At 31.8% G+C, this 14730-nt stretch carries 13 protein-coding genes; 10 read left to right on the forward strand and 3 right to left on the reverse strand.

The features are described from left to right. Window positions 1-66: 66 nt before the first annotated feature. Window positions 67-2406 (reverse strand): hypothetical protein, encoded by a 2340-nt coding sequence (locus tag RC62_RS19485; RefSeq protein ID WP_055097986.1) that lies wholly within the window; start codon window positions 2404-2406, stop codon window positions 67-69. Next, window positions 2366-3502: a hypothetical protein gene (locus RC62_RS19490; RefSeq protein WP_055097987.1), complete on the reverse strand. Its 1137-nt coding sequence runs from the start codon at window positions 3500-3502 to the stop codon at window positions 2366-2368. Before RC62_RS19490 ends, RC62_RS19485 begins: the two co-directional genes overlap by 41 nt. A gap of 113 nt (window positions 3503-3615) precedes the next feature. Here RC62_RS19490 and prmA point away from each other — a divergent pair, with 113 nt between their 5' ends. From prmA to RC62_RS19545, 10 genes are all read left to right on the forward strand, one after another. After that, a complete protein-coding gene (gene prmA / locus RC62_RS19495) occupies window positions 3616-4449 on the forward strand; it encodes a 50S ribosomal protein L11 methyltransferase (RefSeq protein ID WP_055097988.1) in 834 nt (277 codons plus the stop codon). A 136-nt stretch (window positions 4450-4585) separates the two neighbouring features. After that, complete coding sequence (locus RC62_RS19500; RefSeq protein ID WP_055097989.1) at window positions 4586-4861, forward strand: ATP-dependent Clp protease adaptor ClpS; 276 nt, start codon at window positions 4586-4588, stop codon at window positions 4859-4861. A 300-nt stretch (window positions 4862-5161) separates the two neighbouring features. Beyond that, window positions 5162-6433 carry a sterol desaturase family protein gene (locus tag RC62_RS19505; RefSeq protein WP_055097990.1) on the forward strand — a complete coding sequence of 424 codons (1272 nt, stop codon included), beginning with the start codon at window positions 5162-5164 and terminating at the stop codon, window positions 6431-6433. 6 nt (window positions 6434-6439) lie between these two features. After that, a complete protein-coding gene (locus tag RC62_RS19510) occupies window positions 6440-7117 on the forward strand; it encodes a lysoplasmalogenase (RefSeq protein WP_055097991.1) in 678 nt (225 codons plus the stop codon). 131 nt (window positions 7118-7248) lie between these two features. Next, entirely contained in the window at window positions 7249-7701 is a 453-nt protein-coding gene (locus RC62_RS19515; RefSeq protein ID WP_055097992.1) for a hypothetical protein, read from the forward strand. A gap of 41 nt (window positions 7702-7742) precedes the next feature. Then, complete coding sequence (locus tag RC62_RS19520; RefSeq protein ID WP_055097993.1) at window positions 7743-8531, forward strand: arylamine N-acetyltransferase family protein; 789 nt, start codon at window positions 7743-7745, stop codon at window positions 8529-8531. Window positions 8532-9231: 700 nt separating this feature from the next. After that, the gene (gene kdsA, locus RC62_RS19530; protein WP_055097995.1) at window positions 9232-10050 is read left to right on the forward strand and encodes a 3-deoxy-8-phosphooctulonate synthase; all 819 of its coding nucleotides are present in this window, start codon (window positions 9232-9234) and stop codon (window positions 10048-10050) included. Window positions 10051-10069: 19 nt separating this feature from the next. Continuing rightward, on the forward strand, window positions 10070-10981 hold the full coding sequence (locus RC62_RS19535; RefSeq protein ID WP_055097996.1) for a hypothetical protein: 912 nt from the start codon (window positions 10070-10072) through the stop codon (window positions 10979-10981). A gap of 255 nt (window positions 10982-11236) precedes the next feature. Continuing rightward, window positions 11237-11920, forward strand: coding sequence for a YiiX family permuted papain-like enzyme (locus tag RC62_RS19540; RefSeq protein ID WP_055097997.1), 684 nt, complete (start codon window positions 11237-11239; stop codon window positions 11918-11920). Between the two features lie 174 nt (window positions 11921-12094). After that, window positions 12095-13195, forward strand: coding sequence for a PAS domain-containing sensor histidine kinase (locus RC62_RS19545; RefSeq protein ID WP_055097998.1), 1101 nt, complete (start codon window positions 12095-12097; stop codon window positions 13193-13195). 68 nt (window positions 13196-13263) lie between these two features. Here the strand turns inward: RC62_RS19545 and RC62_RS19550 are convergent, their stop codons facing one another. Beyond that, window positions 13264-14652, reverse strand: a complete 1389-nt coding sequence (locus tag RC62_RS19550; protein ID WP_055098586.1) for a M20/M25/M40 family metallo-hydrolase — start codon at window positions 14650-14652, stop codon at window positions 13264-13266. Between the last annotated feature and the right edge of the window lie 78 nt (window positions 14653-14730).

A 14730-nucleotide genomic window follows, 5' to 3' on the forward strand; every position in this document is an offset into this window, starting at 1 on the left:
TTCATTTAAAGTTTTTGAGTAAAGTCAAGCTTAAATTTTCTTATATAACTTATATGGTGAAAAAAATTAATTTATAAATGCTTTTAACAAAGGGCAATTGTATTTTCTGAAATTTGGTGTGGTTTTGTAAACCGAATAAAAATTGACTAACTCCTGCCCTGCTTTAAACGGATTTCTAGCTTCTTCTTCGGCAGAAATAATATTAGCATAATGACTATAATAATTACATTCAAAAATCATTAAGCTTGCCATTGCTTTTTCGTTGTTATTTTTAGACATCTTCAAGGCTTTTTCGTAATACATTTTAGCCATTGTTAAGCTGTAATAATTGCCTTTCTGATATGCTTTTTCATTCTCAGAATTATCACCATAAACATAATCTACATACGATTCTCCAGATGTCCAGTCGTAGGCAACCATCATCCAGGAATTTCCTAAATACGAAACATTAAAATAAGCGTGCGCCAATTGCAAATTACTTGTTGCTGTATTTTGCTTCTTTAACTGAATTAATTTTGCAATAAAATCCGCTTTATTAAAATGATAATCGAATTTTCGCTCTTTGTCATTTTGCAGAATTTTGGGCGTAAATGGATTTTCATTTAAATAATCTTTGTAGGCATAATTCTTATCCCAGAAATCTTTTGGCATACTTGCAAAGGTTTCATAAGCGAGTTCTAAATTGTTATTTCTAAAAGCAATTGTTCCTTTTAGGTCTTTATAATAATTTATATTTAGAGAAATTGTTCCGGAACAAATGTATTTTTCAAAAGGTGTTTTATTTTTCTTTTGCTGTAAAGCGATCAAACGATCTACATCTTCAACAGTTGCAGTTCTGTCAAAATAACCAATATAACTGTAGAGATAAGGATTACTTCCGTAATACGAATATTCTCCTTCGCTTTTAAGATCTGATTTCATCATTAATAATCCAGTCGTAACGCGATCGCCTTGTTTAGAGAAATCTGCGCTGGCAATACGATATAAACTGTATAAATTCTTGAATAAGCCATTATCTGTTTCAACCAGATTTTCTACCGAATCAAAGTATTTGAAAAGCTGATTCTGAATCTTCTCACTTTTCAAATCGTCTTGTTTTAAAGACACCAGAGCCAACTGAATATTTTTTTGCATTTGTATCGATGCATTGGCTTTATCAGAAATCATATTGGTGTATTTTTTACCTGAATCAATATCATCATCTATAAAACAAAGCTGTGCAATTGCTGCCGTGATATACTCTTTTTGCTCGCCTGAAGTTTGTTCCCGAATAGAAATAAGAAAATATTCTAATTCCCTTAAGTATAAGATATCTTTATTAAAGTTTTCCTTTTTGGCTTTAGCATAATTTCCATACCAGTCAGTTCCTTCAAATACAACCGAAGGGCTTCCGTCATTGGTATATTGTGGCGTAAAAATCCAGTCTTCGATTTTATTGATTTCTCTTCCAATCAAAAAACTCAAATTGATACTATTCGGACTTATTTTATAAACTTCTTCGATAGTTTTTAAATCCGGCGCAGGATTTCGAAAACTTTCTATAGAAAGAATTACGCTTCGTTCTTCATCATTTTGAGCCAGAGCCAAAGTTTGTTCTGTTAATTTCCAGTTATAATGCTGTAAAACAGCAAATGATTTCTCTTCACATGTTGCAAAAACTTTACTAAGCAAATAGTTTTGCAAAGGAAAATCTTCTATACATAAAGCTTTATAATACAAAGCCCAAGGTTCTAAAATCGTGTTTTTATTCTCGGTAAAATAAGTGTCGTACAAACGAATCACTTCATTTTTATCCTGCGCATAAAAACTATATCTTAAAATTAAAAAGGCATAACGTTGTTTTAAAAAAGCATCTTTGGCTGATTTTATTTTCTTTTCAAAATCTCCTGTTTCTGCTAATTTATGATCTTTGCTGTTATAACCAATCTGATTCCAGGATTCCCATTTTACATCAGTATTACTATTGTATTCTAACTTTTTGGCAAACAGAATATAGTTTAAGAAAGCTTTGTTTTTTGATAATAATAAGGCTTCGATAAATGTATTTTTTTCGAATGCTTTTTTTAATGTTTTGTTTTCATAAGCTGTTTCAAAAACTTCTCCATCGGTCTCGTACAAAATGGTATGAACATCTTTAGGATCAACTGTATTACCTAATTTTTTCTTCCATTCTAAACAATTCAATTCCTGATCGACGCCAGAAACGGTATTGGTCGAATAGTAATAATCTGCCGAATAATAGAATGGTGTCAGCTTAAAAAAACCTTCTCTTTGCGCTTTAAACAATGCCAAACGACTCGTTTCTGGCGACACACTCCAACCGCAGGCAAAAGAAACCTGAATGCTAAAAACTAAAAGTAAACTACTAAAAACTCTCATAATAGTTAGATATGTTTTGGGTTCCATAATCGTTGATGTATTTTTTATCGAAAGAGAAAAACGTCACTTTGGTTTGATTATCAATCTTGATTTTACTTTTTACAATCGAAATCATTTTCTCCAGTTCCTCTTCAGAAATTTTCTCAATTCTAATTTCGTCTCCGTTTCTTAAATAGGTTTGACCAACTAAAATATCATCTTGCAAAACATATTTTGTGTTTGAAACTTTCTTAAGTTTTATGGAATCATTCCGTAGCTGATCATAATCTGATAAAATTCCTTTGAACTGATTTCCTCTAAAAACAACTGCCCAACTATAAAGCGGTAAAGCAATATCTAATTTTAACTTATATTGATCGTGCGTAATATATTGTGCCAATTCTTCGCTTGTTCCAATGGAATTTTTGGTGCTAAAATCGTCCGGTTTCTCCAGGTTATAACACATTAACAAACCTTTGTCTACGGGAGGAATTCCTGCTTTTGAAGCATATTTATATTGCCAAAGTCGGATTGTAGACGAAATCTGAGCATTTGGAAATCCTTTTTTGATTTGTTTCAGTAAATAAAAGTAATTGTCTTTTGATTTTTCGGACCAATCGCAATCGATCAAAACTTCTTTAAAATCGACTTTTAACTTCGCTAATTCTATTGATTTTACTGAGTCATAATTGATGCGTTTATAGTTTTCCTGCTTATAATAATCTTTTGGATACACAATTGCATTGGCGATTTTATCCGCTTTTGCCTCATTTATATTTACGCCAATCTGCTCGACGCGTTTCGCAATTCTAACGGCTAAACTATCCAATTGTTTTTTATTGGCTTGCAAAACAACTTCATTGGTAATAAAAATACTTGGTGTAATTTCAGGATTACTTTCATTAAGACTTGTGTTTCTGACTGTTGCAACCGGCAAAGGTTCTTTGGCATAAGGATTCCAATCGACATCAAAAAAACGTACGTACATATGCTGTACTTTCAAATCTTTAATGAGAGAATCATCTTGATTTTCAAAATTCAAATCGGTTTTCCAATAACAAAATGACCTTATTACTTCATGTTCCTTCTCACAAGTTGCTCCGTTAAGTACGACAAAGAGCAAAATAAAAATGATATTCTTCATATTTTAAAAATCCTTACAAATTCAAATCAAAATTAACATTAATAAAGGTAAGGATGTCGATTATTTATGAACAACTTCTGCTTTGGATTCTTACCTTTGCAAAAAATTTATTTATGTCGAATATATATTTAGGATATCATTTTACGATTGAACCGAAAGAACCGGGTTCTGAAATTTTAATTGCTGAATTAGGCGAAAAAGCGTTTGAGACTTTTACAGAAACTGAAACTGGGATTTCGGCTTTTGTGAAGAAAGATTTATGGGATGAGAATATTCTGGATGACATTTATATCTTAGAATCTGAGGAGTTTAAAATTGAATATACGATTGAAGAAATCGATCAGGTAAACTGGAATGAAGAATGGGAAAAGAATTTTGAAGCGATTGATGTAGACGGAAAATGTCATGTTCGCGCTCCTTTTCATGAAAAAACCAATGCCGAATTTGATATTGTAATCGAGCCAAAAATGAGTTTTGGAACGGGTCACCACGAAACAACTCACATGATGATCCAGCATTTACTTGAAATGGATGTTAAAGGACTGAAAACCCTTGACATGGGTTGCGGAACTGCGATTCTGGCTATCCTTGCCGAAATGAAAGGTGCTGAACCAATTGATGCGATCGATATTGATAATTGGTGTTATTTGAATTCTATCGAAAATGCTGAACGCAATAATTGCAAACATATTACCGTTTACGAAGGCGATGCAGCTTTATTAGCAGGTAAAAGTTATGACCTGATTATTGCAAACATCAACAGAAATATTTTATTGAATGATATGCAAAGCTATGTTGACTGTTTAAACAAAGGCGGTATTATATTGTTTAGCGGTTTCTATGAAGAAGATATTCCGTTTATTGATGCTTCCTGTACAGAAAAAGGGCTGACATATGTTAAAAAATTTCAAAGAAATAACTGGGTTTCATTAAAATACGTAAATTAGATAGTTAATTATCTGAATATAAATGGCTCACAGATTGATCAATCTGCATATTTACAGCGATTTTAGTTTTAATAATAAATATGTAATCTGCGACAAAACAAATTAGTAATTACAAAAAGTACAAAAACCTAAAAAAATGAGTACTAAAGAAAAAGTAAGAGAAAGAGTTCGCGAAAAGGAAGCGACGGGTTTCAATAACGAAATCATTGTTTATAACGACGATGTAAACACTTTTGATCACGTAATTGACACTTTAATGCGTGTTTGCAGTCACACGCCAGAACAAGCAGAACAATGTTCCTTAATTGTACATTACAACGGAAAATGCACTGTAAAAACGGGGTCAATGGACAAGTTAAAGCCTCAATGTACACAACTTTTGGAAGCCGGATTAAGCGCCGAAATTGTTTAATTGTAAAATATTTTTTAAAAAAAGCATTCTGTTTTATTTTGAATAAAAACAGAATGCTTTTTTATTGAGAGATTAAATATAGTTCTTTTCAAATTTTTAAGGAATGTATCAGCTTTAAGATAAAAAATTAAAAAGATAAAAAATTACACTGCAAACAATTTTCCTAACTAATTGACAGCTTTACGGCTGACTTAAATAAATCATAATTGAATATGATTTATTTATAAGTCGTTTAATTGAAAATAATTTAAAAAACATTCTATTTTATTCTATATTTGAATAAAATAGAATGCTTTTTTTATGGAAGAATATGGAAAGATATTGATTATCGCAACGCCTATTTTTTTAGTATTAATTATAATCGAAAAAATATACGGCATTTACAAAAAGGACGATACCGCTCCTTTAATCGATAGCGTATCGAGTATTAGTTCCGGAATTACCAATTCTGTAAAAGATGTTCTTGGGCTAAGCCTTACGTTCATATCTTATGAATGGATGGTTTCTAAAATTGCAATCTACCACCTTGAAGCTAATGTTCTCTCTTATTGCATTGCTTTTTTTGTTATTGATTTTTATGGTTACTGGAGTCATCGATGGGCGCATCAAATTAATCTTTTCTGGAATAAACATGCGATTCATCACAGCAGCGAAGAATTTAATCTTGCATGTGCTTTGCGTCAGCCTATTGCAAGTTTAGTTAATCTGTTTACTTTTTTGCTAATTCCTGCAGCATTATTAGGCGTTCCCGCTACTGTTATTGCAATTACTTTACCACTGCATTTATTTTTGCAATTTTGGTATCACACCAAACATATTAAAAAAATGGGATTTTTGGAATATATTCTCGTTACACCATCACATCATCGTGTACACCACGCCATAAATCCGGAATATTTAGACAAAAACCATTCGCAGATTTTTATTTTCTGGGATAAACTCTTTGGCACTTTTCAAGCTGAGTTAGCCAATGTTCCGCCTGTTTTTGGTATTACAAGACCTGCAAATACCTGGAACCCGATCCGGATTAATTTTCAGCATTTGACTTTATTGATTAAAGATGCCTGGAGAGCTGAAAACTGGAAAGATAAATTTACCATATGGTTTAAACCAACAGGATGGCGACCTGAAAATTTTGAAATTAAATATCCTGTAAACAAAATTGATAACGTTTTTGAATTTGATAAATACGGAACACAAAACTCGCAACAACTAATATATTGGTCAGTTGCACAAGTTTTAATTACACTTTTGTTTGTGACTTATTTATTTGATAATATTGCAAAAATTGGCTTGCCAAACATTTTTATCTATGGTTTATTTATTTTGGTCACAATCTATAGCTACACAGAGTTAATGGACAAAAGCAAATATGCCCTTTTCTGGGAAGGTTTGCGATTTGCTGTTGCCATTGCTATTATCATATATTATGGAGACTGGTTTGGTTTAAATCATGTTTTCTCTATGAGTAATTACGTTATCATGAGTTACCTAGGTTTATCATTTTTAATTACGATTTACTTTGTCACTACCCATTTTCAGAACCCCAATAAATCAAATATAAATTCATAACCGCTTATGAAAAATGTTACTTTTTTAAAAATATACATTATTTTTAGTATTGCATATCTCATCATTCTATTTTTAGGAGATGATAATTTAGATTTATTTTTAAAACCTGTGTTAATTCCATTATTAGGCTTTGGAGTTTACTTTCATCAAAAATTCAGCTCCCGGAAAACCCTTTTAATTGCATTATTATTTTCTTGGATTGGAGACGTTATTTTGCTTTTTGCTGATATCGCCGAAATCTATTTTATTCTAGGCTTAATTTCTTTTTTAATTGCTCATCTTACTTATTGCTCCCTTTTTAATAAACAAATTGTGGGCGAAATTCAGATCAACAAATTCTTATTTGGCATTGGAAGCCTTCTGATTGCTTTCTACCTCATTGCAATGGTTTTGTTTTTGATGCCTAATTTAGGTGATTTAAAAATACCCGTAATTGTTTACGCTGCCGTAATTTCGATTATGGTTTTATTTGCTTTCAATGGGTATTTAATTTGGAAAAAACCGGGAAGATTACACGTTTTTTTAGGTGCCACAGCTTTTGTAATTTCTGATAGTATTCTGGCAATCAATAAATTTCATGCAACAATAGAAAGAAGTTCATTTTTTATCATGCTAACCTATCTTGTGGCACAATATCTGATTGTAGTTGGTATTTTAAAACTGAATGCAAAAGAGACAGAATAGCCAATATATAAACCATGTTTGCAGTTTTTTTTGCAACAAGATTTGAGGATGAAAGAAGATTTTAAAAAATTTTATAATTCTTTAATCTGTAGCTGAAACATTTTACATTTGCATTACCAATATTTTTAACCATGAAAAAAATAGTCCTTTTTATCGTTTTGTTAATCACTGTAACTTCTTGTGTGAGTACAAGATCGACCTTAAAAAATGTCGATGATAATGCTCCTGATTTAGTTTTAAAGAAAGACAATACTTTTGTTATTACTCTTTTTAGCAATGATAAAAAATATGGCTACGATCCTGATTATCCTGTAAATATATTTTATAGAAATACAAAAGATGAAGCTTTGAACGAAATGCGTTTTTTAAACGCTTTGGCAGGACCAAACGGAGAAAAAATTACGTATACGCGTTTAGAAACCTGTTGTCCTTTCCCTACCAAAAGAAGCGATATGGGTGCGGGATTCCTGAATGTTTATGAATTAAGATGGGATGGACAAAAGAAGCCTGTAAAATTATATCTGAATATTTATGAAAAAGGAATTTTAATGGTTCCGATGGGATTGAGTTTGAAGAAGGAGTGATATTCTTAAATTTCGCAGAGAAATGCATAAAATTTAGTATAATGAAACAATCCAAAAAATATAAAATTGAATCTTCAAGTTTCGATTTACAGCAATATCTAAAGAGAATCAATTTTACGGGAGAAATTGAATTGAACTTAAAAGGCATAAAAAAATTGATGCAAAGCCAGCTATTTAGTGTGCCTTTTGAAAATATCGATGTTCAGGCGGGAAAAACTATATCACTTATTGGTGATGACATTGTAAACCAGATTATAAATAAAAATCGTGGTGGATATTGTTATCAAATTAATGGTATCTTTTCGTTAATGCTTCAGGAAATTGGAGTTCTGCATTATTATATTGCAGTGCGTCCGCTTGTTAATCCGGGTGAGAATGCTAAGACTCATTTGGCAATAATTGCTACAATCGAAAATGAAGATTATCTGATTGATTTAGGGTTTGGCGGCAACAGTATTAGAGAGCCATTGAAACTGAGTGAAATTGGAACTGAAATTCAACAGGGTTATGATACTTTTACTTTGGTTAAAACGGAAGAAGATGAATATTTACTGCAAATACTTATCGAAAAAGAATGGTCTAACTTATATTCGTTTGATTTAACTCCTCAAAGGTGGATCGATTTTAAGCCTGCAAATCATTATAATTATTCACACCCTGATTCTACTTTTACTCAAAAATTAATTGTTGTTTTACAAAATCCATTAGGTAAAAAAATAGTACTTAAAAATGCCGTAAAATCAGTAACAAATGGGGTTACAGAAATTATTCCTTTTGAGGACAATCAATTGAATACTATTTTAGAAAAGGAATTTAACCTGAAGGTATAATTTAAGTTTTTTTTGAGGAGATATTACGTATCAATTTAAAAATAAAACTTTTAGAAATAAAAATCAATTAAAAAAAAGTACTATGCCTCAAATTTTAGTTATTCTTCCTTTACTATTTCAAATTATAGCTGGCAGAAAAGCAATTGGCGAAACTATATCTTTAAAATTCGGAACGGTCTGTTTAATTAGTTTTTTTTCACAAATAGTGTTATCGATAGTAGCTTTTTACATTTCCTCTTATAATTTTAATAGACTTTTAGAAGAAAACCCAAATTCTATTAGATGTGGCATGGGATTTCTTGGCCTCATTATGTTGTCTCTGCTCTTAACTTTTATTCTCATAATCGTCATAATTGTACAGTACTACATTAAAAAATCTTATGAAAATTAATTCTTTTTTGTAAGCTTATTACAACTATTGATTTATCATACTAAAGTCTAATTGAGGAAATATTCCCTGTTGAAAACGATAATTCCACTAAACTCCTAGCCGTGATAGCAGCGAAAATCATTTTTTGAGAAAGCCTGTTTTTTCTGGTTTTAGCAGAGCGACCGGAGGAAGCTCCTGCAAAGACCAAGAAAAAAGGGTTTAGAGAAAAATATTGCAGCGGATAGCGCGATTAGCTTCTTAAAATAATCTTAAATCTTAATCTCGTATTCATAAATCATAACTACCTTTGCACTGTCAAAAAATCATATTATGAACATACAACATATTCCACAAATTAAGCATACTGAAAGCGGAAATTTCTTTTTATTAGCAGGGCCTTGCGCTATTGAAGGAGAAGAAATGGCTTTAAGAATTGCTGAAAAATTAGTTGGTATTACCGACAAACTTCAGATTCCTTATGTATTTAAAGGATCATTTAAAAAAGCCAATCGTTCCAGAATTGATAGTTTTTCTGGAATTGGTGACGAAAAAGCATTAAAAATTTTAAGAAAAGTTTCTGAAACTTTTCATGTTCCTACTGTAACAGATATTCATACAAATGAAGATGCTGATATGGCGGCGCAATACGTTGACGTTTTGCAGATTCCTGCATTCTTGGTACGTCAAACTGATCTAGTTGTAGCTGCGGCTAATACAGGAAAAGTGGTGAACCTGAAAAAAGGACAATTTATGAGTCCGGAAAGTATGAAACATGCTGTACAAAAGGTACTTGATTGCCAAAACGAAAATGTGATGGTTACAGATCGTGGTACTATGTTTGGGTATCAGGACATGATTGTAGATTTTAGAGGAATCCCTACTATGCAGCAATATGCAAGTACGGTTCTTGATGTTACGCACTCGCTGCAACAACCTAACCAAACTGCCGGTGTTACGGGCGGAAGACCTGATATGATTGAAACTGTTGCCAAAGCAGGTATTGCTGTAGGTGTCGACGGTATTTTTATCGAAACTCATTTTGACCCTGCTAATGCAAAAAGTGATGGCGCTAATATGTTACATTTAGACTATTTTGAAGGCTTAATGACTAAATTGGTGGCTATTAGAAAAACAGTTAATTCATTCTAATCATTTTTAAAATAAATAATTGAAAAATAAATTTTTATTCTTGCCTTTCTTCTTAATGTGTTTTGCTGTGAACATGTTTGCTCAGGATGAGATTGCAATACAAGATAAATATACAGCACATAATAAAGGTAAGTTCTTTGTTTCGTGGGGTGGTAATAGAGATAGTTATACTAAATCTGATGTAAACTTTAGAGGTAAAGATTATAATTTTACGGTTGCTGATATGAAAGCTCATGACAAACCGAAAGGATATCATATTGATTATATAAATCCGGCTAACATGACGATTCCTCAGACTAATTTTAGAATGGGATACTTTTTTAGCGATCATTACAGCGTTTCGATTGGTTGGGATCACATGAAATATGTGATGACTCAAAATCAAATCGCTAATGTTACCGGTAATATTAACTTACCTGCTGATCAGGCTGGATCTTATTACAACGGAGATTATAATAATACACCAGTAGATATGTCTCAACATGGCGCTCAGGAAGGTGGTATTGCGGGTGGTACTCAGGGAAATCCTCCTGCTTTTTTAATGTATGAACATACAGATGGTTTGAACTATATTAATACTGAGGTTTCACGACATGATGATATTTCGAATTGGCTGGGTTTACCAAATATTGATAAAGTACAAATTAATTTAACTGAGGGTTTAGGTGCAGGACTTTTATATCCTAAAACAAATACAACTCTTTTAGGAAAAGAACGTCATGACGATTTTCATATTTCCGGTTATGGTTTATCTGCAAAAGCGGGAATTAACTTTACTTTCTTTAAGTATTTTTACTTGCAAGGTGAGCTAAAAGGCGGTTACATCAACATGCAGGATATTAGAACTACACAAAGTAATGATGACAAGGCTTCGCAGGACTTTTTCTTTTTACAGAGAATTATTGCTGTAGGCGGAATCTTTAGAATTTAATATTTCTCTTAAAAACATATTTAAAAATAGTTATCATTTTGGTAACTATTTTTTTTGCCTTTTATTTGTTGGGATTAATAAAAAAAACGCTCAAAGTCGCAGAGTCGCAAAGTTTTTTGTTTCACGCAGATTTAGCAGATTACAGCAGATATAATCTAAAAATTTGCTATTGTAATTATCTGCGTGAATCTGCCTGAATCTTTTTAAAATCTGCGTGAAATATAATTTTGCGATAAAATACCTTAAAACTAAAACATGAAAAAATCAAAATATTTATTTGTTGGCATTACATTTTTACTGAGTTTTGGCTGCGCATTGTTTATTGCAATGCAGGTTTTCCCTAATAATCCATTTTCTGGAAAGCACTCCAAAACTGAAAATACTTTACAGAATAAAATTCAGGATGGTGATCTTATTTTTCAAACTTCTGAATCGAGTCAATGTGAAGCGGTTCGAATTGCAACTAATTCGAAGTTTTCGCATTGCGGACTTATCTATAATATAAATGGAAACTGGTTTGTTTTTGAAGCCGTTCAGCCTGTAAAACTAACTCGCCTTGAAGATTGGATTCAACATGGAAAAGCGAATAAATATCTTGTAAAAAGACTCAAAAATGCTGATAAAGTATTAACTCCTGCAACATTACAAAAAATGAAAGATTACAGTCAGGTATTTATGGGCAAAGAATATGATGCTTATTTTGATTGGTCAGATACCCGAATTTATTGTTCTGAACTGATCTGGAAAATTTATAAAAATGGTGCTGGTATCGAATTATCAAAATTGAAGCAACTAAAAGATTTTAATTTAACTGATCCCCGAGTACAAAAATTAGTAAAGGAAAGATACGGAAATAATATTCCGCTTGAAGAAAAAGTGATTGCTCCGTCTGATTTAGTCGATTCTGATTTGTTGAAAACAGTTATCGATACTTATTAGTGAAATAAGAAAAACCATTTATAAGATTTTACTTCTACAATATTTTATCATTTTTGTTGTTCAACGAATTAAAATGTTTTTGAACGAATATCCAATTAAAATGTTAAAAACACGACATAACTGTAAATTTTTAATGTTATTTTAGTGAAGTAATTTCAAAATTAGGTTTTATCTATGAATAATAGCGTACCTAACCTCACTAAAAAAACTGTTGATTTTTTCAATCAGTTTGAAGAGTTTTTTGATTCTTCGCCGGATCTATTATGTGTCGCCGGATTTGACGGATACTTTAAAAGAATAAATCCATCTGTATCAAAATTGTTAGAATACAGCGAGGAAGAGTTATTATCAAAACCAATAAACGATTTTGTTTTTGAAATGGATAAGGTAACTACAGCTAATTCGAGAAAAAATCTGACACGGAAAATTGGTTTATATAATTTTGAGAATCGGTATGTTACAAAAAGCGGCAATATAGTTTGGTTATTATGGACATCGTTTCCCATACAAAAGGATAAACTTGTTTTTGCAATCGCCAAAAATATCACGTTTAAAAAAGAACTGGAACAAGAACGAAACGCTCATTTAACTGAACTTACTAAAATAAATAATGAGCTTAAACAACTTACTTACACTACTGCTCACGATTTAAGATCTCCTGTTAATAATTTATTGGCTGTTTTTGATCTTCTGGATACATCGACTATTACAGATCCGGAAACACTTGAATTAATTTCGATAATCGAAATCGCAACACACAGCTTAAAAAAAACATTGATTGATCATGTCGCTATTTTGGATAAAAAAAATGAAGAAGACAATCAATTAGAGGTATTAAATCTGGATTTGATTTTAAAAGAAGTTTTGTTTTCTATAAACTCTTTAATTCATAATTCAAAAGCAGCAGTAACCATAGATTTTTCAGAAGCTGAAACTGTTATATTTAATAAAACTTCCTTAAAGAGTATATTCCTGAATTTAATTACCAATTCAATAAAATATTCGCAACCGGGATCTTTGCCTATTATTAATTTTAATTCACACCGGTTTAACGGATCTACGCAACTAACGATTACAGATAACGGAATTGGTTTTGATATGGAAAAGGTAAAGGATAAAATTTTTGGTTTGCATCAAAAGTTCAATTCGCGGGAAGATAGTAATGGTATTGGATTATATCTGGTATACAATCATGTGACTAATCTGGGCGGACATATTTGTCTGGAAAGCAAAATAAATGAAGGAGCAAAATTTACTATTATTTTCAAGGACTGATTTCATAAATTCACAAAAAAAGCTATGAGTAAAACCCATAGCTTTTGTTTATTTGATATTTAGTAAATTTAGTTTGCTGTAGGCAGAACAATTCCGTTTTGATCTATTAAATAAATCAACGAAGTCATTGTTGCAGCACCAAGTTCTAATTCTCTTTTATTAATTGCATCAAATTTATCATTTGCTGCATGATGATAATCAAAATAACGTTGTGAATCTGGCATTAAACCAGCTTTAACAATGGTTTTAGACGTTAAATGCTCAATATCTGATCCGCTGTGTCCTTTTATGAAACTATTTACAAAATACGGCTCAAAAAGAGTTGCATATCCTTGAATTTTTTTCAAATTAGCATCATCTGCTTCTATAGAAAATCCTCTTGGTGTAAATCCGCCTGAATCACTTTCTAAAGCAAAAATATGATTCTCGTTCTTTTGTTTTGAAACTTCTTCATATTTAGCACCACCTTTTCCTCCGTTTTCTTCGTTCATGAACAAAACTACACGAATTGTATTTTTAGGCTTGTAGTTTAAGTTTTTCAGGATACGAACAACTTCCATACTTTGTACTACTCCTGCTCCATCATCATGAGAACCATCAGCCAGATCCCAGGAATCTAAGTGACCGCCTACAACCAGAATATTTTCCGGTGTTACTGTTCCTGTCAATTCTCCAATTACATTATACGATTGTACATCAGGTAATGTTTCGCAAGATTGTTTAAAGTAGAGTTTTAAACCGGGAGTACTTTTTAATAATTTACTCAATAGTTCTGCTCCATTAGTACTAATTGCAGCTGCCGGAATATATTGTTCTTTTGGTAAATCACCATAACTTTGAGCTCCTGCATGAGGAAAATCATCTAAACGAAGGTTTAATGAACGAACAATCGCTCCTATTGCACCAAATTTAGCCGCTTCTTTAGCTCCACTGCGTCTTTGATCTCCAGCCTCAGAATAGGATTCAAAAGTTGCCACATTTTCAGGATTCATTGGTCTGTTAAAGAATACAATTTTACCTTTTACTTTATCTCCTAATTCGTTCAGTTCTTTAATACTTTGCACTTCAACAACTTCTGCAGTAAGTCCGGTTTTAGGAGTTGCAATTGATCCTCCTAAAGCGCAAATTGGCACATTGGTTTTTACTTTTCCGTCCAGAATAAAAGCAGTTTCTTTTTCGCCACGAACCCAATGCGGAACCATAACTTCTTGTAAATAGACTTTATCAAGACCTAATGTTTCAAGCTGTCTTTTGGTATACTCGACACCTTGTTGTGCGCCGGTAGAACCTGATAAACGGCTACCAATGTCATTAGACAAGTATTCTAACCAAGTATAACATTTAGCCTCGGTTAAAGCTTTTTTATAAAATAACTTAATATTTTTTTCATCATTTGACTGTGCAAAAGATGTCAATCCGTTTAAAACTAAAACAGTTAAAAGAATCGTTTTTTTCATAGGTTTAATAGCATTTTTTGGGTTGTTACGCAAAGGAACAAAATTCTTTAGAACTGCCACAGGTTTTATTTAACGATT

The sequence above is a fragment of the Flavobacterium aquidurense genome (assembly GCF_001404985.1).
Taxonomy (GTDB): domain Bacteria; phylum Bacteroidota; class Bacteroidia; order Flavobacteriales; family Flavobacteriaceae; genus Flavobacterium; species Flavobacterium aquidurense_B.